The organism is Caballeronia sp. LZ034LL (assembly GCF_031451215.1).
Lineage (GTDB): Bacteria > Pseudomonadota > Gammaproteobacteria > Burkholderiales > Burkholderiaceae > Caballeronia.
Genome location: NZ_JARUXR010000001.1, coordinates 755,809 through 781,667, shown reverse-complemented (window position 1 = coordinate 781,667; position 25,859 = coordinate 755,809). Strand labels below are relative to the sequence as shown.

Sequence of the window (25,859 nt, the reverse complement as noted above, 5' to 3'; positions counted from 1 at the left end):
CCGCCGGCGCGACCCTCACGCCGCACCCGCCACTTTCTACAGCACGCGCTCTTCCGGTTGCGAACCCGTGCGGCGCTCGTCGGCCGGCAGGGTCGCGAGGTGGAACGGGAACGTCATCCGGACTTCCAGGCCGCCGCCTTCCGCGGAATTGGCGACTTCACACTCGCCGCCCGCGCGCCGCACCAGCCGCTCGACGATCGCCAGCCCCAGCCCGCTATGACCGCTGCCGCCGCGCGCCGGATCGAGCCGCACGAACGGCCGGCTGGCCTTGATGAGATCGTCGGGCGCAATGCCCTTGCCGTGATCCTTGACCTGCAGAACCCAGCCGCGCGCGGCTCGCTGCGTCCCGATGACGACCGGCGGCGCGCCGTAGGCATGAGCGTTGTCGAGCAGGTTCGACAGCAGCCGGTCGAGCGTGGCCGCCGGCAGCGCGAAGGTCGGACCCGCCTCCAGACTCAGTTGCACCGGCTCGGCGCCCGGCGACACCGCCCGGTACGCCCGCACGATGCGCTCGCACTGCTGGTCCACCGGAACCGGCTCGCTGCCGTCCGGACGGTCGTGCGCGAACACCAGGAACTGGTCGACGATATGCGCCATGGAATCCACGTCGCGCACCACGCCGTCGCGCATCTTCTCATCGTCCATCATCTCGGCGCGCAGACGCAGGCGCGCGAGCGGCGTCTTGAGATCGTGCGCGACGCCCGCCAGCATCACCGCGCGGTCGTTCTCGGCCTGCGACACCTCGCGCACCATCTGGTTGAAGCCGTGCGTCAGCTGGCGCAGTTCACGCGGCCCGCGCTCGGGCACGACCGGCGTCGGCTGGCCCCGGCCGAAACGCTGCACGGCCTGCGCCAGTCCGCGCAGCGGATGCTGCAGCTGCCATGCGCCGAACAAGGCCGCGAGCACCGCCGCCGAGAAAATGATCAGGAGCCACACGACCATGCGGTCGCGCGAGCGCGGCGGCCGCAGCGGCTGCACCGGCACGACGATCCAGCCCGCATCCTTCGCGCCGTGCACCCAGACGCTCGGCGGCCCGCCGGGCTCGTTCAGGCGCACTTCGGTGCCCTCCGGCAGACGGTCTCTCAGATCTTCGATGAAACGCTGCAAAGGCGGCGGCAGGTCTTCGTCGGGCGGCCTCGGCACTTCGGCATTGCCCAGCGGGACCACGCGCACGCGCGGCGGCAGCGGCTGGTCCGGCGTGTTGGTGATGTGCTGGCGCACCGCCTCGACGAGAAACACGGCTTCCTCGACCGCGAAGCGCGTCTGCACGTTGTCGCGCTCGAAGCGGATGATCGCGAACCACGCGACATGCGACAACACCAGCATGCCGATGACGATGACGACCAGCCGTCCGAACAGCGTGTCAATTGCCCGGCGCATTTTGCTCGCCGTCGGGCACGAACACGTAGCCGCGTCCGCGCACCGTCTGGATGAAGCGCGGCGCCGACGGATCGGTTTCGAGAATGCGCCGCAGACGCCACACCTGCACGTCGATGCCGCGGTCGGTGCCGTCGTATTCCGGGCCGTGCAGCAGTTCGAGCAGGCGCTCGCGGGTGAGCGTGCGCATCGGGTTGTTGACGAAGATCTTGAGCAGCGCGTATTCGCTGCCGGACAGCGTGAGCGGCTTGTCGTCCTGCTGCAGCGTGCGCGACTGGAAGTCCAGCCTGAAGCGGCCGAACGAATACGGCTCGCGCTGCTCCGGCGCCGCCGAGGGCACCGTGCGGCGGCGCCGCAGCACCGCCTGCACGCGCGCGAGCAGTTCGCGCGGATTGAACGGCTTGCCGAGGTAATCGTCCGCGCCGAGCTCCAGACCGACGATGCGGTCCACGTCGTCGGCGCGCGCGGTCAGCATGATGACCGGGATGTCGTCGCCGGACGCGCGCAGTGACTTGAGCGCGGTCAGGCCGTCGACGCCCGGCATCATCAGGTCGAGCACGATCAGGTCGGGCCGCTCGCGTTCGATGCGGCGTTCGAGGCCACCGGCGTCATGCAGCACCGATACCTCGATGCCCTGCCGGACCAGATAGTCGCGCAGAAGGTCGCGCAGTTCGGCGTCGTCGTCGACAACAAGTATTTGCGTAGTCATGGCTCGAAGTTTAGCGCGTGAGTCAGGCGGCCATCGATGACAGGCACGCCATAAGGGTTACGGGGTGTTACCACGAAAGCAGGGCGTAAACCTGCGTAACAAGCCTGAACCTTGCCGTAACACGGCCCGCGCCATCAACCCCTACGCTGTGTCTCACCGACAAGGGCAACGCCGCCAACCGCTGACCAACGTGTCATGCAGGCGTTGCTGCCTCGGCTTCAAAACAATCCAGGGAGTATCGAGATGAGCAAGCAATATCGCATTCTGACCGCAGCCGCCGCAGCCATCGCGCTGACGTTCGGCGCCGCGCATGCCGCTACCACTGACGCGCCCCCGCCGCCTCCGGCCGGCCCGGCGATGATGGGTGGCCCCGGCGGCCCCGGCGGTCATGGCGGGCATCACATGCAACAGCGCATGCAGAAGCAGCTGGATGAACTGCATGGCCAGCTGAAGCTGAACGCGGACCAGGAAAAGCTCTGGCAGACGGCGCTCACCACGATGAAGCAGAACCATCAGGCAATGCGTGCGAACTTCAAGCAGATGGGCGAGCAGTTCAAGTCGATGGAAAACCAGCCGATCCTCGACCTGAACGCGATGCACGCCGCGCATCAGAAGGTGGATGAACAGAATGCGCATCTGCGCGAGCAGACCGCCGCCACGTGGCTGAACTTCTACAACGCGCTGAACGACCAGCAGAAGACCACCGTCAGCACGGCGCTCAAGAAGCACTTCGCCCGGATGCACGCGCACGAGCAGCGCATGCATGAGCGCTGGAACAAGAACCGCGAACGCGCGGACGGTGCACGGCCCACGCCGGGCGCGGCAGCCGGCGCATCGGCTCCTGCGGCGCAGTAAGCGTGTTTCCGAAGTACTGAAGTCTGAAGTCCTGAAGCAGAAAGGCCGCGGAGCATCACGCTCCGCGGCCTTTTTTCAGATCAACGGACCCGGACTTACGCGAGATCGAACAGCAGCACTTCCGCGTTCTCGCCCTGCTCCACCGAGACCTTCGCGATGTCCTCGATCATCGCGGCATCGCCCGCGCCGAGTGCCTTGCCGTTCACCGTCACCGCGCCGCGCGCCACGTGCACATAGACACGGCGGCCCGCCGGCACGTCGAAGTCCGCGCGCTCGGCGCCGTCGAACAGACCCGCGAAGATACGCGCGTCCGCCCCGAGGCGCACCGAGCCGTCCTCGCCTTCCGGCGACGCGATCACGCGCAGCCGGCCGCGCTTGTCCTCATCGGCGAAACGCTTTTCCTCGTAGCCCGGCGCGCCGCCCGGCGCATCCGGAATGATCCAGATCTGCAGAAAGTGCGCGGTGTCGGTCGGCGATCCGTTGAATTCGCTATGCCGCACGCCGGTCCCGGCGCTCATGCGCTGGACGTCGCCGGGACGGATGGTCGAACCGTTGCCCATGCTGTCCTTGTGGGCCAGCGCGCCGTCCAGCACATAGCTGATGATCTCCATGTCGCGATGGCCATGCGCGCCGAAACCCTGACCGCCCGCTACGCGGTCTTCATTGATCACGCGCAGCGCGCCGAAATGCATGTGCTGCGTGTCGTAGTAGTCGGCGAAGGAGAAGCTGTGATACGAGTCGAGCCAGCCGTGGTTGGCGTGACCCCGTTCATTGCTGCGGCGAATCTCGAACATGATGTTTGCTCCCGCCCAAGGCGTTGATTTGCGATGGAGAGAATGTAAGGGCGACGCCCCCTCCGTACAACGCGTGCAACGGCACTACATCGTTCTGCTGATGCAGGTAATCGGACGCTTCCGGCTTCGTGGCCGCGCGTCCGTCGGCTTCGGGTAAAATACCGCGCTTTTCCGGGGTGGCGAGGGTTTGCAACCCGAACAGTTGCTGGCCGACAAGGATTCGCGAGAAGGGCAAACCCGCGGCAAACCGGCGGCAATGCGCATTTTTGACCATCTAGAATACGGACCGCTGACCCGTTCGCTGAAACACGGAACGCGCAGGACGGGCCGGACCAGGGAAATACAGCTGCAACGCGCGGGACAAGGCGCGGGCGGCCGGGGAGAAAGATGAGACCATTCGCCATGCGCGCGGCGCCGTCATCCACGGCCGCCGCCGTCCGAAGCCCTCGCGCGAACCGTCGTGCGGCGGACTCGTCCCACTGCATGCACGTCAGGCACCTTACCAAGGAATCACCATGTTGCAAGGCTACGGTCCGCTGATCCTCGCGGGCACCTGGCAATCCGTCAAGCTGGCGGTGCTGTCGCTCGCGTTCGCCTTCGTGATCGGTCTCATCGGCGCGGCGGCAAAACTGTCGAAGAACCGCCTGGCCTCGGGCGTCGGCACGATCTATACGACGCTGATCCGCGGCGTGCCCGACCTCGTGCTGATGCTGCTCCTGTTCTACAGCATCCAGATCTGGCTGAACCAGCTGACCGACCTGGTCGGCTGGGATCAGATCGACATCGACCCGTTCCTCGCCGGCATTCTCGTGCTCGGCTTCATCTACGGGGCGTACTTCACGGAAACCTTCCGCGGCGCGTTCCTCTCGGTGCCGCGCGGCCAGCTCGAAGCCGGCGCGGCCTACGGCATGACGCCGTGGCAGACCTTCGCGCGCATCATGTTTCCGCAGATGATGCGCTTCGCGCTGCCGGGCATCGGCAACAACTGGCAGGTCATGGTCAAGGCGACGGCGCTGGTGTCGATCATCGGCCTGGCCGACGTCGTCAAGGCCTCGCAGGACGCGGGCAAGGGCACGCTGCGGTTCTTCTTCTTCACGCTTCTCGCGGGCGCGATCTATCTCGCGATCACCACGATCTCGAATCTGGTGCTGATCTGGCTCGAGCGGCGCTATTCCATCGGCGTGCGCCGCGCCGACCTCTAATCCTGCTACTGGTCTAATCACGAGCGTCTGGGATCATGATCGAAATCATCCAGGAATACTGGAAGAACTACCTCTTCACCGACGGCTACCGCATCACCGGTCTCGCGATCACGATGTGGCTGCTGGTCATTTCCATCGGCCTGGGCTTTTGTCTCTCGGTGCCGCTCGCGGTGGCGCGGGTGTCGAAGAACAAGCTGCTGTCGCGCGCCGTCTGGCTCTACACCTACGTGTTCCGCGGCACGCCGCTGTATGTGCAGCTGCTGCTGTGCTACACGGGCCTGTACAGCCTGCAGGTCGTGCGCGATCACATGCTGCTCGCCGAATTCTTCCGCAGCGGCATGAACTGCACACTGCTTGCGTTCACGCTGAACACTTGCGCGTACACCACCGAAATCTTCGCCGGCGCGATCAAGGCGACGCCCTACGGCGAGATCGAGGCGGCGCGCGCCTACGGCATGTCGGGCTTCACGCTGTATCGGCGGGTGATCCTGCCGTCGGCGCTGCGCCGCGCGCTGCCCTACTACAGCAACGAAGTGATCCTGATGCTGCACGCCACGACGGTGGCGTTCACGGCCACCGTGCCCGACATCCTCAAGATCGCGCGCGACGTGAACTCGGCGACCTATCAGTCGTTCGAGGCGTTCGGCATCGCCGCCCTGCTCTATCTCTGCATTTCGTTCGCGCTCGTGTGGCTGTTCCGCCGTGCCGAGCATCGCTGGCTCGCTTATTTGCGGCCGCAAGGCAAATAAGTACCCGAGTCAGTCAAGGACCGTTCATGAACTCCCAGATGCACAAGCTTTTCGTCGACGACATCCACAAGCAGTACGGCAGCAACGAGGTCCTCAAGGGCGTCTCTCTCAAGGCGAAGGCCGGCGATGTGATCAGCGTCATCGGCTCGTCGGGTTCGGGCAAGAGCACGATGCTGCGCTGTATCAACTTCCTCGAGCAGCCGAACCAGGGGCGCATCTTCGTCGACGGCGACGAAGTCCGCACGATGAAGGACAAGACCGGCGCGCTCAAGGTCGCCGACCCGAAGCAGCTGCGCCAGATGCGCTCGAAGCTGTCGATGGTGTTCCAGCACTTCAACCTGTGGTCGCACATGAACGTGCTGGAGAACGTGACCGAGGCGCCCATCAACGTGCTCGGGCTGCCGAAGAAGGAAGCCGAAGACCGCGCGCGCATGTATCTGGAGAAGGTGGGCCTCGCGCCGCGGCTGGAGAAGCAGTATCCGTCGCATCTGTCGGGCGGACAGCAGCAGCGGGTGGCGATCGCCCGCGCGCTCGCGATGGATCCGGACGTCATGCTGTTCGACGAACCGACCTCCGCGCTCGATCCGGAACTGGTCGGCGAAGTGTTGAAGGTGATGCAGACGCTCGCCGAGGAAGGCCGCACGATGATCGTCGTGACTCACGAGATGGCGTTTGCGCGCAACGTCTCGAACCATGTGGTGTTTCTGCACCAGGGGCGCATCGAGGAGGAAGGTCATCCCGATGCCGTCTTCGGCAGCCCGAAGAGCGAGCGCCTGAAGCAGTTCCTGTCGGGCAGCCTCAAGTAAGAGGCTTGTCCGGCGGTACTGCCCGCAACCCCCCACTCCAGAAAGAGCGCCCGCGAGGCGCTTTTTTTGCGCCCGCGCGCCGCTGCACTCGACTGTTTCGTGTCTCGATTCGACCTAGCGCCACGCTATGTCCGCGTCAATAGGAGACAAACCTGACCCCGAAACTTACATTGCGCTGAAGCCCTGACAGCATAAGGCTTTGCGGGATGTTTCCCATGCTGTGGGTCAGCTCCCTAGCACATCACCATTGCGTTTTTGACACAAACGAACGCCCTTCGTCATTTTTCTTTGGCGCGCATAACGTAATTTGTTAAATTGGTAACGAAAGTACCAAAACGAAGTACCCAAAAAGTAGTTTTACTTCAAAAAGTCCAAAAGAAACTGAGGAACGACACCGATCAAACGAATCGGCGTCAGATTCGCGCCCACCCCGTGCGAATCGCTGCAAGCACTACAAGCCCGCGTGTCCTTCCTCTGAAAAACAATTTTCGGTTGGGTGCGCCCGCATCGAACCACACCGCAGCACTTGGGTTCTATTTCTTGACAGGGTTGGAGGAGATGATGAAGAAAGCTTTGCTCGCGTCGGCAGCACTGCTGACGTTCAGCGCGGTGGCGCACGCTCAGAGCAGCGTGACGTTGTATGGCCGCCTGGACGCGGGGCTCGAATACATGAACGGCGTGCCGACCGGTCCGGCCGGCGCACCCGCCACCGGCAGCTCGCACCGCTTCAAGGCGGAAAGCGGCGACTGGGGCACGAGCTTGTGGGGCATGAAGGGTGTCGAAGATCTGGGCGGCGGCTATCGCGCCGTGTTCCAGTTGGAAGGCAGCTTCAACACCATGACGGGCGCGGGCCCGGGCGGCGGCGGTCTCTTCAATCGCTGGGCAACGGTCGGTATGGCGAACAACCAGTTCGGTACCCTGTTGCTGGGTCGTGAGCTCTTCATCGCCAACGGCGTGTGGGACTTCGATCCGTTCGGCCAGTCGAACTGGTCGTCCGCATCGCTGGTGCGTGGCCGCAACTGGCCGCAATCGAGCAACAACATTTCGTACCAGTCGCCGAAGATCGCGGGCTTCGACTTCTACGGTCAGTACTCGCTCTCGAACGCCACCAACTGGAACGGTAACGGCACGACGCCGCAAGGCCGCGAAGCGGGCGCGTATGTCACGTACACCTCGCCGCTGTTCCAGATTCGCGGCATGTACGATGAAATCCGCAACCCGGCCAACGGTACGCTCGGCGGCGTGTACAACCCGATCGACGGCGGCTCGGGCGGCAACGGCGTGTACGGCTATTCGCGTGAGTACACGGCGATGTTCAACGTGTTCCTCGGCCAGTTCAAGGTCCAGGGCGCCTATCAGGCGATCCGCAGCTCCGGCATGACCGGCCAGCTGCCCGGCCAGCCGACCGCACTCGATCACGAGTGGGGCGGCGTGACGTGGCAAGCCACCCCGGCAGCGGCGCTGATCGCGGCGGTGTATCACGTGAACGGCAACAACGGCGCGGGCAACGCGACCATCTACACGGTCGGCGGCTCGTACAACCTGTCCAAGCGCACGCTGCTCGATCTGCAGGTTGCGACCGTGCAGAACAGCAAGACCGCCAACTACGGTCTGAACGCCAACAACTACGGTTCGGCGGCCTCGACGGACAATCCGTTCCCGGGCCACAGCCAGACCGGCGTGTACGCAGGCATCCAGCACTCGTTCTAAAACACGGGGCGGACAAGAACAGAGCTTCAACAGGTTTTCACGCTGCTGCGAGAGGCGCGTATCGGTGCGGTGCCCGAAAGGGTATCGCACCGTTTTTTATTGGAGCGCCGCCTTTGCATCACCCGGCATGACAGTCCCATGCCGCCGGACAAAATTCGACAAAAGCATCCTGCCGAATAGCATCTTTTCTCCTCCAGAATTCGAATCGGCGGTTCATCCGGCCGCGCGTCGCGTCCGATCGAATCGCCGTCGATCAAGGATAGTGGAGGAGACCATGAAGAAGGCTTTGCTCGCGTCGGCGGCGCTATGGACATTCAGCGCGCTCGCGCAGGCCCAGGGCAGCATCACGTTGTATGGACGCCTGGACGCCGGCCTCGAGTACATGACGGGCGTACCCACCGGCGTTGCGCCGAATGGCGCTGCCACCGGCAGCTCGCACCGCTTTCGCGCCGAGAGCGGCGACTGGGGCACGAGCCTGTGGGGACTGAAGGGCGTCGAGGATGTCGGCAACGGCAACCACGTGCTGTTCCAGCTGGAAGGCAGCTTCAATACGATGAACGGGCAGGGCCCGGGCAACAACGGCATCTTCAACCGCTGGGCCACGGTCGGACTGAGCAACGACCGCTACGGCACGCTGCGGATCGGCCGTGAACTGTTCATCTCGAACGGCCTGTGGGACTTCGATCCGTTCGGCCAGTCGGCCTGGTCGTCGGCATCGCTGGTGCGCGGGCGCAACTGGCCGCAGTCGAGCAACAACGTCTCCTGGCAGTCGCCGCACGTCGCGGGCTTCGACTTCTACGGCCAGTACGCCTTCTCGAACGCGAGCAGCTGGAATGGCAACGGCACGAGCCCGCAAGGCCGTGAAGCCGGCGCGCAGATCACCTACACCGCACCGCTCTACCAGGTGCGCGGCATCTACGACGAGATCCGCAACCCGGCCAACGGCTCGCTCGGCGGCGCCTACGCCAACGGCGGCAATGGCGTCTACGCTTATTCGCGCGAATACACGGCGCTGCTCAACGTGTTCCTCGGTGCGTTCAAGCTTCAGGGCGGCTACCAGGCCATCCGCAGTTCGGGCATGACCGGCCTGCAGCCTGGCCAGCCTTCCGCGCTCGATCAGGAATGGGGCGGCGTGACCTGGCAGGCGACGCCCGCCGCCGCGCTGATCGCCGCCGTGTATCACGTCAACGGCAACAACGGCGCGGGCAACGCCACCCTGTATTCCGTCGGCGGCACCTACAAGCTGTCCAAGCGCACCCTGCTCGATTTCCAGGTGGCGACGGTGCAGAACAGCGGCAGCGCGAACTACGGCCTGAATGCGAACAACGTGGGCAACACGGCCGCGACAGACAACCCGCTGCCCGGCCAAAGCCAGACCGGCGTGTACGCCGGCATCCAGCATTCGTTCTGAACGGCCATTCAGCCTATGTGAAAAAGCCGCCGGTGTAGGCCGGCGGCTTTCGCATCAGAAACAAAGTCAGCGTTATTCCCGCGCCGACCCCGACGCGCCATGACTCAACCAGTCGAGCACCGCGGCGGCGTCATCGTCGCCGGATGCGCGCGCCTTCTCGACCGTCTCGGTGAGCTTGGCGCCCGGCTGCGGCGCCGCGCGGCGGATCGCCACGCCGACCGCGAGGATATCGATGATCAGCAGGTGCAGGATGCGCGAAATCATCGACAACTGTGACTCGCGGATCTCGATGTGATCGGTTTCCAGCGCGACCGTCGCCCGCTTCGCGAGCGGCGTGTTGCTCGACGTGATGGCGATGACCGTCGCGCCCTGCTGCATCGCCACTTCCAGCACGCGCAGCAGTTCTGGCGCCCTGCCCGACTTCGATACCGCGACGATCACGTCGCCCTTGCCCAGCAGCGCGGCGGACGCGGCCTGCATGTACAGGTCGCCGTACGCGATGGTCGGAATGCCGAAGCGGAAGAACTTGTAGTGCGCGTCCTGCGCGACGATGTTCGAATTCCCCAGCCCGTAGAACTCGATGCGCCGCGCGCCGTTGAGGATATCGATCGCGCGCTCGACGTTGTCGAAGTTCAGATGCTCGCGCAGCTGCAGGATGGCCGACACCGTGTTGTCGAGCACCTTCGCGCCGAAGTCGGTGGCCGTATCGCCGAGATGCACCTGGCTATGGCTCACCGGAATCGTGCCGGTCAGCCCGGTCGCGAGCTTCAGCTTGAAGTCGGACAGGCCCTGGCAGCCGAGCGAACGGCAGAAGCGGATCACGGTGGGCTGGCTCACGTCGGCCTTGCGCGCGATGTCGATGATCGGATCGTTGATGATCGAGCGCGGATGATTCAGCGCGAGGTCGGCCACGCGCCGCTCGGCGGGCGTCAACGCATCGCGCATCTGGCGGATGCGCTCGAACACCGCCGATGACCCGCTGTTCGCGCGATTCGACAACTGCTCGGACAGGATCGCCGAGACGCCGAGGAACGCCGGATACTCGGCCGTGATGATGAAGGTGGGAATCCCGGCGAGATATTGCTGGAAGCGTCCCTTGGCCTCAAAGCGCTCGCGGAACGGCGACTTGTGGAACAGCTCGCCCAGCTTCAGCACAATGCCGCCGCCGATGAAAATCCCGCCCAGCGCGCCCAGCGTCACCGCGATATTGCCCGCGAAGGTGCCGAGAATGGCGCAGAAGCAGTTGACCGTTTCGAGCGCGAGCGCTTCGCCGTCTAGCGCGCGATGCGTGACGTCGGCGGCGCTGAAGGAGTCCGCGACGTTCACGGCATCCCGTTCGGCCAGCGCCCGGTAGATCAGCTCCAGCCCCTGCCCCGCGCAGACGCGCTCGAACGAGACGTGCGGAAACTTGCGGCGCGCGAAGCGCATGACGAGGTCTTCGCGTTCGTCGAACGGCGAGAACGTCGCGTGACCGCCTTCGCTGCCGAGCGCGATCCAGCGGTCATCGGCGGGAATCAGGCCCGACACGCCCAGGCCCGTGCCCGGCCCGAGCAGCCCGATCACGCTGTTCTGCCGGCGCGCGCCGCCGCCCACCTGGACGCGCTGCGCGTCGGTCAGGCCGGGCACGGCCATGGCCAGCGCGGTGAAGTCGTTCACGACCAGGAGCGTGTCGAAGCCGAGCGCGCGGCGCGTCGCCTCGATCGAAAAGCTCCAGTCGTGATTGGTCATCTTGACGTGATCGCCGTCGACCGGATTGGCAATGGCGATCGCCGCGTGATTCACGCGGCCGACCTGCGTGTCCTTCAGATACTGCTGCATCACCTCGGCGATGCCGGGATAGTCCGCGCCCGGATAGACGCGGATCTGGCCGATCTCGCCCGGCGCCGTCTCCAGCGCGAAGCGCGCATTGGTGCCGCCGACATCGGCCAGGAGTCTCGGTCCGTCGGCGTGCTGAGCCGCTGCCTTATGCACGCCCTTATGCACACCAGTAGACATCGAGCTTCACTCCTTCAGCATGGGCCAGCGTCGAGATGGCGTTCTTCTGCGGCGCGGCGAGCGCGGCATTCAGGACGTCGAGTTTCTTCTGCCCGGCGATGAACAAATACAGTTGCCCGACCTGCGTCAGCGCCGACATCGACAGGCTCACGCGCGCATGGGGCGCGGCGCCCGGATGCACTGCGACGAAACGGTCCGGCGTGCTGATGGCGAAGTCCCACTCGGGGGCATCGGCGAAGATGGACGCCGTATGGCCGTCCTCGCCCATGCCGAGCACGGCGACATCGGGCAGACGGCGGCGCGGGTCGGCGTTCAGTTCCGCGACGTGGCTTTCGAGCGGCTTCGTCGTGTCCACGAGCGGCAGGAAATAAGCGGCCGCCGCCGCGTTCTGCAGCACCGTGTTGCGCGCGAATTCCGCGTTGCTCGCCGGATCGGTTTCGGGCACCCAGCGGTCGTCGACGAGGGTGACATCGATATGCGCCCAGTCGAGCGGCTCGTGCGAGAGCGCCTGCAAGAACGGCTTCGGGCTGCTGCCGCCCGATACCGCGAGCGTGGCATGCGCGCCCTGTCCGCCGGCGTCGGCGTCGGCCGAGGCTGCGCCCCGCGCCGCGAGCGTCGCGCTCAGTGCGTCCGCCACGGCTTTCGCCAGCGCGTCCGAATGGGCGCGAGGGTCATCGAAAGTGTGAAGCTCGATCACTGCTCCTCCTGCTTGTTTTGGTTTATCGATCCGCTTTCTGCCTGCGCCATCGCAACGATGGGCGAAGCGGTCTTTAGTCGCCGCGTGCCTCTGACGGGCGGCGTCGGCGTGACGTCTTCAGTTCTCTTTCAGTTCTCTTCCTCGAGCCAGCAGGTGCCGTGCTGCGCGAGCATCGCGCTCGATGCCGCCGGCCCCCACGTGCCCGACGCATACGGCTTCGGCTTGTTGGCCGACGACGCCCACGCGTTCAGGATCGGCTCGACCCAGCGCCACGCGGCTTCCTGTTCATCGCGCCGCACGAACAGCGCGAGCCGGCCATGGATCACGTCGAGCAGCAGGCGCTGATACGCCTCCATCTGTCCTTCCTTGAAGAACTGGTCGAACGCGAGGTCGAGATGCACGCTTGCCAGATTCATGCCTTCGCCCGGCTGCTTCGCGAGGCAGTACAGCCGAATGGACTCGTTCGGCTGCAAGCGGATCACGAGCCGGTTCACGCCCACGCGCGACGCATTCGCGCCCAGCGCCGAATGCGGCACGGCCCGGAAGTTCACCACGATCTCCGCCACCCGGTCCGCCAGCCGCTTGCCCGTGCGCAGGAAGAACGGCACGCCCGCCCAGCGCCAGTTCTCGATCTCCACCTTCAGCGCGACGAAGGTTTCCGTGTTGCTGTCGGGACGCACGCCCTTCTCGGTGGCATAGGCCGGCACTGCCGCGCCGCGGATCACGCCCGCATGGTATTGACCGCGCACCGCGACCCGGCTGATGTCGCGTTCGTCCACCGGCTTCAGCGCGCGCAGCACGCGCAGTTTCTCGTCGCGCACGGAGTCGGAGTCGATGGAATGCGGCGGCTCCATGGTCACGATGGAGAGCAGCTGCAACAAGTGGTTCTGCACCATGTCGCGCAACGCGCCCGTATTGTCGTAGAAGTCGCCGCGCGCTTCCACGCCCAGTTCTTCCGCGATCGTGATCTGGATGCTCTCGACCCACTCGCGCCGCCACAGCGGCTCGAACAGCACGTTGGAAAACCGCAGTGCAAGCAGGTTCTGCACCGGTTCCTTGCCGAGGTAGTGATCGATCCGGTAGATCTGCTCTTCCTCGAAGATCTCGCCGACGGCGTCATTGATCGCGTTCGACGACTTCAGGTCGTAGCCGAGCGGCTTCTCCAGCACGATGCGCGCATTCTTGTTGAGGCCGACATCCGCCAGCGCGCGGCAGATGGGCACGAACAGCGACGGGCCGGTGGCCAGGTAGAACACGCGCGTGCCGTCGTACTGCGCGAGCACGTCACGTAACGTGACGAAGTCTTCGGCGCGCGCGAGATCGATGCCGACGTACTCGAAGCGTTCGAGGAAGCTGCGCCACGCCGGCTCGTCCACGCCGCTCTTCGACACATGCGGCTTCACGTGTTCTTCCACCCATGCGCGATACGCGGCCTGGTCCAGCGACTCGCGCGCGACGCAGACGATCCTGCCTGCCGGGTTGAGCATGCCCGCGCGATGGGCCTCGAACAGCGCAGGAAGAATCTTGCGCATGGAGAGGTCGCCGGTGCCGCCGAAGAGGACGAAGATGAAGTTCGAATCGCTTTGCATGGGTCTGAACGTGGGTTCCTGACGCTGGGTGAGTCGAAACGGTGGCGCTGCGTTATCGAACTTTCATGGTCATTACGGGACGATTTCAGCGCTATTCTGAAGCACGCGCTGAAGAATTCCTCTAAACCGGCCGTAGTCCGATAAAATTTTTTTTGACACTGAATTGTAGTTTAACTACAATTCAAATCAAGAGGAAATGTCATCGCAGGGAAAATCGCACTGTCAAAGAGAGTCATCGGACAGCGCGCAGTTTCCCCGCCGACCTTCTGAGCGCATGTTATCGGAGCCCCGGAACCCTTGCTTTTCACGCAAGGCGTGCCTTTCAGCTTCAGTGTTCCAGTGCGTTCAGCCTCGCCGCCGTGCCCGGCGCGCTCCGCAACTCCACGCGCCTTGGCCGGCAAAAATCAAAAGAGGAGACAGCAGTTGCGATTCCACCCACTCATCTCTTGAGAGCCGTGCGGCCGCTATCGGTCTGCCGGCCCTGCACGCACGCGGCGTTTCATGCGCCCGCGCCTGCCGCATCCCGCCGACACCGCCGATTCCCGGCCGCCCACGTTGTGCCGTTTTTGACCACTGTTTTTCCAACAATGCTTCTGGCGGCTTCGGGAGCCAATCGTTTCTTGTTCAGGTGTCGAGGAGATAAACAATGAAAGTCCGTAAGCTCATGGGCGCACTGTGCGCCGCAGGTCTTCTGTGCGGTGCGACGGCGTCGGCGGTGCAGGCAGCCGAGGCGGTCTCGGTGCTGCACTGGTGGACGTCCGGCGGCGAATCGAAGGCGGTCGGCGTGCTCAAGGACGACATGACCAAGCAGGGCTATCAGTGGAAGGACTTCGCGGTGGCGGGCGGCGCGGGCGCGGCGGCGATGACCGCGCTGAAGACCCAGGTGATCTCGGGCAATGCGCCTTCGGCCGCGCAGATCAAGGGTCCGCTGATCCAGGAATGGGCCGAGCAAGGCGTGCTCGTGCCGATCGACTCCGTCGCGGGTGACTGGAAGAAGAACCTGCCGCCGGAAATCGACAAGATCATCCACGCAGACGGCCATTACGTCGCCGCGCCCTTCTCGGTGCACCGCGTGAACTGGCTGTACATCAACAAGGCGGCGCTCGACAAGGCCGGCGGCAAGGTGCCGACCAACTGGAACGAGTTCTTCCAGGTGGCCGACAAGATGAAGGCTGCGGGCATCATGCCGATCGCGATGGGCGGCCAGCCGTGGCAGGACCTGACGCTGTGGGAAGACGTGGTGCTCTCGCAGGGCGCGGACTTCTACAAGAAAGCAATCGTCGATCTCGACCAGAAGACGCTGACGTCGCCGCAGATGATTCAGGTGTTCGACACGGTCCGCAAGATCCAGGGCTACTTCGACAGCGGCCGCACCGGCCGTGACTGGAACCTGGCCACGGCCATGGTCATCCAGGGCAAGGCAGGCATGCAGTTCATGGGCGACTGGGCGAAGGGTGAATTCGCCGGCGCGAACAAGAAGGCGGGCACGGACTACATCTGCGCGCCGGTGCCGGGCACGGACAAGGCCTACACCTTCAACGTCGATTCCTTCGTGTTCTTCCAGCAGAAGGACCAGAAGGCCGCGACGCCGGGCCAGCTCGCGCTCGCAAAGACCATCATGACGCCGGAATTCCAGGAGCAGTTCAGCCTGAACAAGGGCTCGATCCCGGTCCGTCTCGGCGTGTCGATGGCTAAATTCGACGACTGCGCGAAGAAGTCCTACGCTGATGAACAGACGGCGATCAAATCGGGCGGCTATGTTCCGTCGCTCGCGCACGGCATGGCTCAGGGCGACGCCGTCGCCGGCGCCATGACGGACGTCGTGACGAAGTTCATGAATTCGTCGCAGGATTCGAAGAGCGCGGTGGCTGCGCTCGCGAACGCCGCCAAGACGAAGTAAGTCAGCTGCACTCCGAAGCGGCGCGCTCATTCGGGCGCGCCGCTTCCACGAACAAGCATCTGCCTCAACCGCATCACGCCAGCTGCAAGCAGCGCCGTTTGCTTCCGCCGAAGCATAGCCATTCCGCCACAGGCGCCAGAAGAAAAGTGCGACAGAACGCACCGAGCGTCGGCGCATTTTCCAGGAGTCGAGTCGTGACTGCCTCCCTTACCGCGGACAAGAAACCGCAAAACCCGCCGCGTCGCGCGCCGCCCACGTCGGCGCTCGCCGATCGCTGGATCCCGAAGCTGGTGCTCGCGCCCAGCGTCGCGATCGCCCTCGTGTTCGTGTACGGCTTCATCGCCATCACGGGTTATCTCTCGCTGTCCGAGTCGCGGCTGATGCCGCGCTACGACTTCGCGGGCTTCGACCGCTACAAGCAGCTCTTCGCCAACGACGTCTGGTGGACCTCCGCCGCCAATCTCGGCTGGTTCGGCATTCCGTTCATCGCGATCTGCGTGATCCTCGGGCTGTTCCTGGCCATCCTGCTCGACCAGAAGATCCGCAACGAAGGCGCGCTGCGCGCCATCTTTCTCTATCCGATGGCGCTCTCGTTCATCGTGACCGGCACCGCGTGGCAGTGGATCCTGAACCCGGGTCTCGGACTCGAAAAGGTGTTCCACGACTGGGGCTGGACGAGCTTCTCGTTCAACTGGCTGGGCGATCCGGACAAGGCCATCTTCTGCGTCGTGATCGCGGCGGTGTGGCAATCCACCGGCTTCGTGATGGCGCTGTTCCTCGCGGGCCTGCGCGGCGTCGACGCCGAAATCTTCAAGGCCGCGCAAGTGGACGGCGCGACGCTGCCGACCCTCTATCGCAAGATCGTGATTCCGAGCATGCGCCCGGTGTTCTTCTCGGTGCTGCTGATCCTCTGCCACATCACGATCAAGACCTTCGACCTCGTGGTCGCGCTGACGGCGGGCGGTCCGGGCACCTCCTCCTCGCTGCCGGCCATCTTCATGTACACGTTCTCGTTCAACCGGGGGCAGCTCGGCGTCGGCGCGGCGTCGTCGATGATGATGCTCGCCACGGTCGTCGCGGTGCTCGTGCCGCTCATGTATCTCGAATCGAGGAGCACCCGCAATGCAGCCTAAGATGACCCTGAGCCGCGCCGTCATCTATGCGGTGCTGATTCTCTTCGCGCTCTACTTCCTGTTCCCGATCTACGTGATGCTGTCGACCTCCTTCAAGGATCTCGACCAGTTGCGCACCGGCAACCTGCTGACGCCGCCGACGCACTTCACCTTCGCGCCGTGGGTCAAGGCCTGGCAGGAAGCCTGTACCGGCGTGCGCTGCGACGGCATGCAGCCGTTCTTCATGAACTCGGTGCGCATGGTGATTCCGGCCGTGCTGATCTCGTCGTTCATCGGCGCGTTCAACGGCTATGTGCTCACGCACTGGCGCTTTCGCGGCGCGGATGGCCTGTTCACGATGCTGCTGGTCGGCTGCTTCATCCCGTTCCAGGCCATTCTCCTGCCGATGGCGCGACTGCAAGGCTTCCTCGGCCTGTCGAACACGACCACGGGCCTGGTGCTGGTTCACGTGATCTACGGCATCGCGTTCACGACGATGTTCTTCCGCAACTTCTACGTGAGCATTCCGGCCGAGCTGGTGAAGGCGGCGCGCATCGACGGCGCGGGCTTCTTCACGATCTTCACGAAGATCCTGCTGCCGGTGTCGCTGCCGATCTTCATGGTGTGCCTGATCTGGCAGTTCACGCAGATCTGGAATGACTTCCTGTTCGGGATCGTGTTCTCGGGCGTCGACTCCATGCCGATCACGGTGGCGCTGAACAACCTGGTGAACACGTCGACGGGCGTGAAGGAATACAACGTCGACATGGCGGGCGCGATCATCGCCGCGCTGCCGACCATCCTGGTCTACATGATCGCAGGACGTTATTTCGTGCGCGGGCTGACGGCCGGCGCGGTGAAGGGTTGATCGCCGCAATCGCGCGATTCCCTGTTGAAGAGACTACATAGAGGATTCACATGGCAAGCCTTTCCATCCGTGACGTGTACAAGACCTACCCGAACGGGGTGCCGGTTCTCAAGGGCGTCAACATCGACATCGAGGACGGTCAGTTCCTGATTCTCGTGGGCGGCTCGGGCTGCGGCAAATCGACCTTGCTGAACATGATCGCGGGGCTCGAGACGGTCACCAAGGGCGACATCATGATCGACGGCAAGACGGTCAACGACCTCTCGCCGAAGGACCGCGATATCGCGATGGTGTTCCAGTCCTACGCGCTCTACCCGTCGATGAGCGTGCGCGACAACATCTCGTTCGGCCTCAACATCCGCAAGGTGCCGAAGGACGAGCAGAAGAAAATTGTCGACCGCGTGTCGGAGACGCTGCAGATCGGTCATCTGCTGGACCGCAAGCCAGGCCAGCTGTCGGGCGGCCAGCGTCAGCGCGTCGCGATGGGCCGCGCGCTGGCCCGCGACCCCGTCATGTTCCTGTTCGACGAACCGCTCTCCAACCTCGATGCGAAGCTGCGCATCGAGATGCGTTCGGAGATCAAGCTGCTGCACCAGCGCCTCGGCACGACGATCGTATACGTGACGCACGACCAGATCGAGGCGATGACGCTGGGCGATCGCATCGCCGTGATGAAGGACGGCGTCGTGCAGCAGTTCGGCGCGCCGCAGGAGATCTACGACTCGCCGTCGAATCTGTTTGTGGCGGGCTTCATCGGCGCGCCGCCGATGAACTTCATCACCGGCAAGCTGGTGGAAGCGGGAGCGGGCGTCGGTCTGCAACTGGACACCGGCGTCGCACAGAAGGTGCTGAACCTGCCCTTCGATGCGGGCCGTCTGCGCGGCAAGGTGGGTCAGGACGTGATCCTCGGCTTGCGTCCGGAACGCATCACCGATTCGCGCAGCGCGCACGATGTCTCCGACACGAGCTTGCAGCCGGTGGACGTGCGCGTCGACGTGATCGAACCGACCGGGCCGGACACGCTGGTGTTCGCGCAGGTGAACGGCAAGCGTATCGTGTCGCGCGTGCACCCGGCGTCGAATCCGCAGCCGCTGTCGAACATGACGCTGCTGTTCGATGTCTCGAAGGCCGTGCTGTTCGATCCGCAGACGGAAGAGCGGCTGGCTTGAGGTCAGCGCTCGAAGGCAGCCTGGATGCCACGGTTCGCCGTGGCGTTTTTTTTTGATGTTCGGGATTGAACGGCTGTCGAGGGTTGAACGCTGGAATGGCGGCCAATATCGAAACAATTTTCCGGACATTTCGGATTGCCTTCCATGCTCGACGGGTTGAAGCTTTCGAAGGTCGATGTCACCTGAAAGCGAGAACGGCCATGCCCCGCGCTCGCCTGGTCGAAGCATCGTTTGTCTGGCGTGGCTGGCACAATCCCTTTTTCGTCACCCGAACCTTCGCACCCCGCATGCCCTTTCTCTCCTCGCATCCCGAACTCGCCTGGCCGGCGTCCGAAGGCGCCGATCCCTTCATCGGCCTCGAAGCCCTCGACGATCCGCGCGCGCAAGCCTGGGTCGAAGCCCAGAACCGCCGCACGGAAACCGCCTTCGGCGCGACGCCCGACGCGCATGCGCTCGCCGCCCGGCTGGAAGCGGTGTACACGTCGCAGGACCGCATCGTCGTGTGCACGCGTTATAACGAATGGGGCTACAACACTTGGCAGGACGACGCGCATCCGCTCGGCATCACGCGGCGCACGCCGTGGAGCGCGTGGCTCGCCGGCACGCCGGAATGGGAAACCGTGCTGGATATCGACGCCCTCGATGTCAATACGCGCGAGGACGACGACACGCGCTGGGCGCTCGCCGGCTTCGACCTGCTCTACCCGACCTACGATCGCGCGCTGGTGAGCCTGTCGCCCGGCGGCTCGGACGCGCTCGTGGTGCGCGAGTTCGATATCGAGACGAAGAGCTTCGTCACGGACGGCTTCTGCCTGCCCGAAGTCGGCAAGCACGACATCTCGTGGATCGACCGCGATACGGTTTATGTCGGCTGGGACGACAGCCGGACGAACCCGAATCCCGCGCTCACCACGTCGGGTTTTCCGCGCCAGGCGCGGCGCTGGTCACGCGGCACGCCGCTCGCCGATGCGCCGGTCGTGTTCGAAGGCGAACGGCGTGACGTTTCGGCGGGCGTGGACTATCTCCCGATCGAAAAGCTGCATCATGCCTCGCGCTCGACCAGCTTCTTCGACACGTTGAACTACTGGCTGGACGAAACCTCCGGCGAGTGGCGCCAGTACGAGTTGCCCGCGCATGCGGAGATGACCCACTGGCACGGCTGGCTCTTCGTCACGCCGCGCAAGTACTGGAACGCGGGCGGCCGCCGCCATGCGCCCGGCACGCTCACCGTCATCCGCCGCGATGCATTCCTCGAGGGTTCGCGGCAATTCACCGTCCTGTACACGCCGTCCGAGCGTCGGGTGCTGGCGGGAATCGACTTCACGAAAAATTGGCTGATCGTCTCGGCAATGGATGACGGCGAGCCGCGCGTCACGTTGATGCAACCGCCTGCGGACGGCGGGCAAGCCTGGCAGACGCGTGAGTTTGCGCTGCCGGAGACCAGCCATGCGTATGTGTCAGGCATCGACCCCGAACGCGACGACACCGTGCTTATCGATGCCGAACATTTCCTGGTGCCGCCGTCGCTGTATCACGCGGATCTCGCAAGCGACGCGCCGTGGCAGTTGCTCGCCCGCCTGCCCGCGCAGTTCGACGCCAGTGGCATGTCCGCCGTGCGCCGGCACGCCATCGCGCCGGACGGGGAGCGCATTCCGTATTGGCTGATCGGACGCGACGTCGAGACGAACACCGCCGCACGTCCCTGCCTGCTGTACGGCTATGGCGGCTTCGAAGTGGCGCTGGATCCGGCGTACGACGCGACGACCGGCATCGCCTGGCTCGAACGCGGCGGGCTGTACGCGATGGCGAACATTCGCGGCGGCGGCGAGTTCGGACCGGCGTGGCATCAGGCGGCCTTGCGCGAAAAACGGCAGATCGCCTTCGACGATTTCATCGCGGTCGCACAGGCGCTCATCGATTCGGGCCTCACATCCAGCAAGCAGCTGGCCATCCGCGGCGGCAGCAATGGCGGCCTGCTTGTGGGCGCATGCATGGTGCAGCGTCCGGATCTGTTCGGCGCCGTGCTCTCGGAAGTGCCGCTGCTCGACATGGCGCGCTTTCATCAGTTGCTGCAAGGCGCGTCGTGGATCGACGAATACGGCGATCCCGACAACCCCGACGACCTGCGCTTCCTGATGACCTACTCGCCCTATCAGAAGGTGGCGGCGCAGACCGCCTATCCGCCGGCGCTGTTCACGTCATCGACCATGGACGACCGCGTGCATCCCGCGCACGGCCGCAAGATGGTGGCGAAGATGCAGGCGCAAGGACATCCGGAAGTCTGGTACGCGGAAACCGGCGAAGGCGGTCACGGCGCTGGCGTGGAGCCGGACGCCGTGGCGCGAACGGAAGCCGCCGCTTTCACGTTCCTCGCGGCGCGAGTGGGTCTGTCGACCTGAACGGCAGCACGCGGCTCACACTTTCACCGGCGCCGCGTGCGAACGCAGCACCAGCGTGCGCCCGGCGAAGGTCAGCACCCCGCTCACGCCGATCACGATGCCCATGCCGTGCGGCGAGACATCGTGAAATAGTCCGACGGCGAGACTCGACAGCGCGCCGAGCGCCAGCTGCATTGCGCCGAACACGGCGGCGGCCGCGCCTGCGTTGTGCGGATAGCGGTGCATCAGTTCGGTCGTGCAATTGGCCGAGAGCAGCCCGACCACGCCGACCACGAAGAACAGGCACACGACGATCGACCACAGGCCGCCCCCCCCCGTCAGCGACACCAGCGCCACCGCGAGCGCCGCGGCCACGCTCACGAACGAGGCCGCCGAGATCATCTTCATGGCGCCCACCCGGCCGACCCACTTCGTGTTGAGCACATTGCCCGCGATGATGCCCACGATGTTGAGCCCGAACAGGAAGCCGTAGAACTGCGGCTTCACATGGAAGTAGTCGATGTAGACGAACGGCGTGGCCGTGATGTACGCGAACATCGACGCGAAGGCCATGCCGCCGCAGATCATGTGGCCCCAGGTGACCGGATCGGTGAGCAGGTGCCGGTAGGCGGCGAACGACTTGGCCAACGCCGAACTCGCGCGCTTCTCCTTCGGCCAGGTTTCCGGCACGCGCAGGAAGGCGGTCACGGCGCAGGTCAGCCCGAACAGCGTCAGCGCGATGAACACGACGCGCCAGCCGCCCAGCAAGATCAGTTGCCCGCCGATCAGCGGCGCGAGCAGCGGGCCCATCGACGTGACGATGGACAGCATCGACAGTACGCGGGCGGCGTCGGCCGGTGCGTGCGCGTCGCGGGCAATGGCGCGCGCGAGCACCGAGGCCGCGCCCGCGCCCAGCGCCTGCAGGAAGCGCACGAGCACGAGGGCATCGATGGAAAGCGCCGCCGCACACGCAATGCTCGCCAGCGCATACAGCGCAATCCCGCCGAGCAGGACGGGCCGGCGGCCATAGGCGTCGGACATCGGGCCATAGAGCAGCATGCCGAACGAAAAGCCGAACATGAAGCTGGTCAGCGTGCTTTGCGCCGCGGCCGGGCTCGTGCCGAAGGACGCCGCCAGCGCGGGCAGACTCGGCAGATACATGTCGATCGACAGCGGACCGCAGGCGGCGAGCGCGCCGAGCAGCAGAATCAAACGGCCGTCGGGCCGGCGCCGGGAGGTGTCGGACATGAGGTTCGCAGGACGGGAAAGGTGGAAGCGGTGCGGCTTTCGGCCGCGCAAGAGAAAGGTCATTGTACGCGACGCTTTGTCATGATCCGGCCCTGAACCGCGCCGTGCGCTAAGCTCGACGCTTCCTTCTTCACTCGACGCACCGCCCCGATGACCGCCTTCCTGCTGATCTGGAGCCCCAAGAAGTGGCCATGGCCTGAACTGCCTGACCTGGCGCGCCGGGTGAGCGCGGGGGAAGCCGTCGCCGATGTCTGGGGCTGCGGCACGGCGCGCGGTCTGCTGCCGGGCGATCGCGTGTTCGTGCACCGGGTGGCGCAGGAGCCGAAGGGCGTGTTCGCGTCGGGGTATGTCACGCGCGCGCCCTACGAGGTGCCGGACGTCGGCAGCAAGCGGGGCTATCGGCTGTGCATCGACTTCGTCTATGACTGGCTCGTCGATGCGCACGAGCAGGTGGTCGTCACGCGCGACGAACTGCGGGCCCATCCCTTCTCGGTGCAGACCTGGGACGCGCAAATGTCCGGCACGCTCATCAAGCCGATGGCCGAAGGCGCGCTGGAAAAGCGCTGGACCGAGCGCACCGGGCGGCGCTCGCGGCCTCCCATGCCGCCGCCGCAAATCACGCCAGCCCCTTCCGCGCCTGCTCCCGAACCCGCGCCCACCGCGCGCAGGACACGCGCCCGCACGGCCCGCAAGCCCGCTTGATGCCCGTCAACGGCCAGGCCCCGACCCGGCCTGGTCGCAACGACTCCGGTACAATTTCAGCACCGTTTTTCGCGTCGGATCGCGCGTTCCGCGGGCCAGCGCCCGCCCGGCGCGCGGCCGTTCCGGCGCGGCTCCCGCATTCACCTTCAGCGCAGGCTTCCATCCATGTCCAAGAATCAAGCACTCTTCGAACGCGCACAGCGAACCATTCCGGGCGGCGTGAACTCGCCGGTGCGGGCGTTCCGCTCGGTAGGCGGCACGCCGCGTTTCATCGAGCGCGCACAAGGCCCGTATTTCTGGGATGCGGACGGCAAGCGCTATATCGACTACATCGGCTCGTGGGGTCCCATGATCCTCGGCCACGTTCACCCGGACGTGCTCGAAGCTGTGCAGCGCGTGCTGGCGCAGGGTTTCTCGTTCGGCGCGCCGACCGAAGCCGAAATCGAGATTGCCGAGGAGATCTGCAAGCTCGTGCCGTCGATCGAACAGGTGCGCATGGTGTCGTCCGGCACGGAAGCCACCATGAGCGCGCTGCGCCTGGCGCGCGGTTTCACGGGCCGCAGCCGCATCATCAAGTTCGAAGGCTGCTATCACGGCCACGCCGACAGCCTGCTCGTCAAAGCCGGTTCCGGCCTGCTCACGTTCGGCAATCCGACTTCGGCAGGCGTGCCGGCCGACATCGCAAAGCACACCACGGTGCTCGAATACAACAACGTCGAGCAATTGAACGAGGCGTTCAAGGCCTTCGGCGCGGAAGTGGCGTCGGTGATCGTCGAGCCGGTGGCCGGCAACATGAATCTCGTGCGCGCGACGCCTGAATTCCTGAACGCGCTGCGCGAACGCTGCAGCGAATACGGCGCGGTCCTGATCTTCGACGAAGTGATGTGCGGCTTCCGCGTGGCGCTCGGCGGCGCGCAAGAGGTCTACGGCATCAAGCCCGACCTCACGTGTCTCGGCAAGGTGATCGGCGGCGGCATGCCGGCGGCGGCCTTCGGCGGGCGGCGCGACATCATGGCCCATCTCGCGCCGCTGGGCGGCGTCTATCAGGCGGGCACGCTCTCCGGCAATCCGATTGCGGTGGCCGCCGGCCTTGCAACCCTCCGCCTGATCCAGCGCCCCGGCTTCTACGACGACCTGGCGAAGCAGACCCGCAAGCTCGTCGACGGCCTGACGGCCGCCGCGCGCGAGGCCCGGATTCCGTTCTGCGCCGACTCGATCGGCGGCATGTTCGGCCTGTATTTCTCCGAGCAGGTGCCGGCGAGTTTCGCGCAGATCCAGCAAGGCAACACGCTGCGCTTCAACGCCTTCTTCCATGCCATGCTCGACGCGGGCGTGTACTTCGCGCCGTCGGCATTCGAAGCGGGCTTCGTGTCGAGCGCACACGACGACGCCGTGATCGGCGCGACGCTCGATGCCGCGCGCGGCGCGTTCGCGTCGCTGTCGGCCTGACGCTGCCGGGCCCCGCCGATGTTCTCGCAAACCGACTTCACGCACATGGAGCGCGCGCTCGCGCTCGCTTCGAAAGGCATGTACACGACGACGCCGAACCCGCGTGTGGGCTGCGTGCTCGTCAAGAACGGCGAAGTGATCGGCATGGGGTTCACGCAGCCGGCCGGTCAGGATCACGCCGAGGTTCGCGCGCTGAAGGACGCGCGCTCGCGCGGCAAGGACCCGCGCGGCGCCACGGCCTATGTGACGCTTGAACCGTGCAGTCATTTCGGGCGCACGCCGCCATGCGCCCACGCGCTCATCGACGCGCGCGTCGAGAAGGTGATCGCCGCGATGGAAGATCCGAATCCGGCGGTGTCCGGGCGCGGTCTCACCATGTTGCGCGATGCGGGCATCGACGTGCGCTGCGGACTGCTCGCGAACGAAGCGCATGAACTGAACATCGGCTTCGTGTCGCGCATGACGCGGCGCCGGCCTTGGGTGCGCATGAAAGTCGCGGCCACGCTCGACGGCCGCACCGCGCTGCCGTCCGGCGACAGCCAGTGGATCACCGGCGAGGACGCCCGCGCCGACGGCCACGCGTGGCGCGCCCGCGCCTGCGCCATACTCACCGGCATCGGCACGGTGCGCGAAGACGATCCGCAACTGACGGTGCGCGCGGTGGATACACCGCGCCAGCCGCAGCGCGTGCTGATCGACAGCCGTCTCGACGTGCCGCTCGCAGCCCGCATTCTCGACGGCGCGCCGCCATGGATCTTCCATGCCGCCGACGCCGATCCCGCGCGCGCCGCCGCGCTGCGCGACAAGGGCGTGGAACTGATCGAGTCGTCGAACGAGCGCGGCAAGGTGGATCTTCCCGCCATGCTCACGGCGCTCGCGGATCGCGGCATCAACGAACTGCACGTGGAAGCGGGCCACAAGCTGAACGGCTCGCTGCTGCGCGAAGGCTGCGTCGACGAATTGCTGGTCTATCTCGCGCCGAGCCTGCTCGGCAGCGCGCCCGGCATGTTCGACTTCGCGCCGCCCGCCACGCTCGACGCGCGCCCGCATCTCAAATTTCATCGCATCGACCGTCTGGGCGATGATTTGCGCATTCTGGCGCGCTTCGCCGAAGCCAACGTGGCAAGCTGACGGCACCC

At 65.3% G+C, this 25,859-nt stretch carries 22 protein-coding genes; 14 read left to right on the top strand and 8 right to left on the bottom strand.

The window, feature by feature from the left end:
* Positions 1-36: 36 nt before the first annotated feature.
* Together QCE83_RS03610 and QCE83_RS03605 are read right to left on the bottom strand one after the other, a co-directional pair.
* Positions 37-1,380, bottom strand: coding sequence for an ATP-binding protein (locus QCE83_RS03610; protein WP_309807662.1), 1,344 nt, complete (start codon positions 1,378-1,380; stop codon positions 37-39).
* Positions 1,364-2,086: a response regulator gene (locus QCE83_RS03605; RefSeq protein WP_309807661.1), complete on the bottom strand. Its 723-nt coding sequence runs from the start codon at positions 2,084-2,086 to the stop codon at positions 1,364-1,366. Before QCE83_RS03605 ends, QCE83_RS03610 begins: the two co-directional genes overlap by 17 nt.
* Before the next feature lie 243 nt (positions 2,087-2,329).
* Between QCE83_RS03605 and QCE83_RS03600 the strand changes: the two genes are divergently transcribed.
* Complete coding sequence (locus tag QCE83_RS03600; protein ID WP_309807660.1) at positions 2,330-2,941, top strand: Spy/CpxP family protein refolding chaperone; 612 nt, start codon at positions 2,330-2,332, stop codon at positions 2,939-2,941.
* A gap of 95 nt (positions 2,942-3,036) precedes the next feature.
* On the opposite strand, the gene QCE83_RS03595 is transcribed toward QCE83_RS03600, so the two are convergent.
* Both QCE83_RS03595 and QCE83_RS03590 read right to left on the bottom strand, forming a co-directional pair.
* Positions 3,037-3,735, bottom strand: coding sequence for a pirin family protein (locus QCE83_RS03595; protein WP_309807659.1), 699 nt, complete (start codon positions 3,733-3,735; stop codon positions 3,037-3,039).
* Positions 3,710-4,009 (bottom strand): hypothetical protein, encoded by a 300-nt coding sequence (locus tag QCE83_RS03590; RefSeq protein ID WP_309807658.1) that lies wholly within the window; start codon positions 4,007-4,009, stop codon positions 3,710-3,712. Before QCE83_RS03590 ends, QCE83_RS03595 begins: the two co-directional genes overlap by 26 nt.
* Before the next feature lie 241 nt (positions 4,010-4,250).
* Here QCE83_RS03590 and QCE83_RS03585 point away from each other — a divergent pair, with 241 nt between their 5' ends.
* From QCE83_RS03585 to QCE83_RS03565, 5 genes are all read left to right on the top strand, one after another.
* Entirely contained in the window at positions 4,251-4,937 is a 687-nt protein-coding gene (locus QCE83_RS03585; protein WP_309807657.1) for a histidine ABC transporter permease HisQ, read from the top strand.
* 35 nt (positions 4,938-4,972) lie between these two features.
* Positions 4,973-5,686: an ABC transporter permease gene (locus tag QCE83_RS03580; protein ID WP_309807656.1), complete on the top strand. Its 714-nt coding sequence runs from the start codon at positions 4,973-4,975 to the stop codon at positions 5,684-5,686.
* 26 nt (positions 5,687-5,712) lie between these two features.
* Entirely contained in the window at positions 5,713-6,492 is a 780-nt protein-coding gene (locus QCE83_RS03575; RefSeq protein ID WP_309807655.1) for an ATP-binding cassette domain-containing protein, read from the top strand.
* Positions 6,493-7,053: 561 nt separating this feature from the next.
* A complete protein-coding gene (locus tag QCE83_RS03570; RefSeq protein WP_309807653.1) occupies positions 7,054-8,202 on the top strand; it encodes a porin in 1,149 nt (382 codons plus the stop codon).
* Between the two features lie 274 nt (positions 8,203-8,476).
* Positions 8,477-9,613 (top strand): porin, encoded by a 1,137-nt coding sequence (locus tag QCE83_RS03565; protein ID WP_309807652.1) that lies wholly within the window; start codon positions 8,477-8,479, stop codon positions 9,611-9,613.
* A 72-nt stretch (positions 9,614-9,685) separates the two neighbouring features.
* Here the strand turns inward: QCE83_RS03565 and QCE83_RS03560 are convergent, their stop codons facing one another.
* The 3 genes from QCE83_RS03560 to zwf all read right to left on the bottom strand — a co-directional run bounded on the left by QCE83_RS03560 (position 9,686) and on the right by zwf (position 13,894).
* The gene (locus QCE83_RS03560) at positions 9,686-11,608 is read right to left on the bottom strand and encodes a bifunctional transcriptional regulator/glucokinase (RefSeq protein WP_309807651.1); all 1,923 of its coding nucleotides are present in this window, start codon (positions 11,606-11,608) and stop codon (positions 9,686-9,688) included.
* Positions 11,589-12,305 (bottom strand): 6-phosphogluconolactonase, encoded by a 717-nt coding sequence (pgl, locus tag QCE83_RS03555; RefSeq protein WP_309807650.1) that lies wholly within the window; start codon positions 12,303-12,305, stop codon positions 11,589-11,591. The genes QCE83_RS03560 and pgl overlap by 20 nt, the downstream gene beginning before the upstream one ends.
* Positions 12,306-12,433: 128 nt before the next feature.
* Positions 12,434-13,894: a glucose-6-phosphate dehydrogenase gene (zwf, locus tag QCE83_RS03550; RefSeq protein WP_309807648.1), complete on the bottom strand. Its 1,461-nt coding sequence runs from the start codon at positions 13,892-13,894 to the stop codon at positions 12,434-12,436.
* A gap of 646 nt (positions 13,895-14,540) precedes the next feature.
* On the opposite strand from zwf, the gene QCE83_RS03545 reads away from it, so the two are divergent.
* The 5 genes from QCE83_RS03545 (at position 14,541) to QCE83_RS03525 (ending at position 21,342) form a co-directional block, all read left to right on the top strand.
* Positions 14,541-15,794 carry an ABC transporter substrate-binding protein gene (locus QCE83_RS03545; RefSeq protein ID WP_309807647.1) on the top strand — a complete coding sequence of 418 codons (1,254 nt, stop codon included), beginning with the start codon at positions 14,541-14,543 and terminating at the stop codon, positions 15,792-15,794.
* A gap of 194 nt (positions 15,795-15,988) precedes the next feature.
* Complete coding sequence (locus QCE83_RS03540; protein WP_309807646.1) at positions 15,989-16,927, top strand: sugar ABC transporter permease; 939 nt, start codon at positions 15,989-15,991, stop codon at positions 16,925-16,927.
* Positions 16,917-17,774 carry a carbohydrate ABC transporter permease gene (locus tag QCE83_RS03535; protein WP_309807645.1) on the top strand — a complete coding sequence of 286 codons (858 nt, stop codon included), beginning with the start codon at positions 16,917-16,919 and terminating at the stop codon, positions 17,772-17,774. The genes QCE83_RS03540 and QCE83_RS03535 overlap by 11 nt, the downstream gene beginning before the upstream one ends.
* 50 nt (positions 17,775-17,824) lie before the next feature.
* Positions 17,825-18,943: a sn-glycerol-3-phosphate ABC transporter ATP-binding protein UgpC gene (locus tag QCE83_RS03530; RefSeq protein WP_309807644.1), complete on the top strand. Its 1,119-nt coding sequence runs from the start codon at positions 17,825-17,827 to the stop codon at positions 18,941-18,943.
* A gap of 287 nt (positions 18,944-19,230) precedes the next feature.
* Entirely contained in the window at positions 19,231-21,342 is a 2,112-nt protein-coding gene (locus tag QCE83_RS03525; RefSeq protein ID WP_404984716.1) for a prolyl oligopeptidase family protein, read from the top strand.
* Between the two features lie 15 nt (positions 21,343-21,357).
* On the opposite strand, the gene QCE83_RS03520 is transcribed toward QCE83_RS03525, so the two are convergent.
* A complete protein-coding gene (locus tag QCE83_RS03520; protein ID WP_309807642.1) occupies positions 21,358-22,569 on the bottom strand; it encodes a Bcr/CflA family multidrug efflux MFS transporter in 1,212 nt (403 codons plus the stop codon).
* A gap of 150 nt (positions 22,570-22,719) precedes the next feature.
* Between QCE83_RS03520 and QCE83_RS03515 the strand changes: the two genes are divergently transcribed.
* The 3 genes from QCE83_RS03515 (at position 22,720) to ribD (ending at position 25,851) form a co-directional block, all read left to right on the top strand.
* Positions 22,720-23,271: a hypothetical protein gene (locus tag QCE83_RS03515; RefSeq protein ID WP_309807641.1), complete on the top strand. Its 552-nt coding sequence runs from the start codon at positions 22,720-22,722 to the stop codon at positions 23,269-23,271.
* A 165-nt stretch (positions 23,272-23,436) separates the two neighbouring features.
* The gene (gene hemL, locus QCE83_RS03510; RefSeq protein WP_309807640.1) at positions 23,437-24,720 is read left to right on the top strand and encodes a glutamate-1-semialdehyde 2,1-aminomutase; all 1,284 of its coding nucleotides are present in this window, start codon (positions 23,437-23,439) and stop codon (positions 24,718-24,720) included.
* 18 nt (positions 24,721-24,738) lie between these two features.
* Positions 24,739-25,851, top strand: coding sequence for a bifunctional diaminohydroxyphosphoribosylaminopyrimidine deaminase/5-amino-6-(5-phosphoribosylamino)uracil reductase RibD (gene ribD, locus QCE83_RS03505; RefSeq protein WP_309807639.1), 1,113 nt, complete (start codon positions 24,739-24,741; stop codon positions 25,849-25,851).
* Positions 25,852-25,859 lie beyond the last annotated feature (8 nt).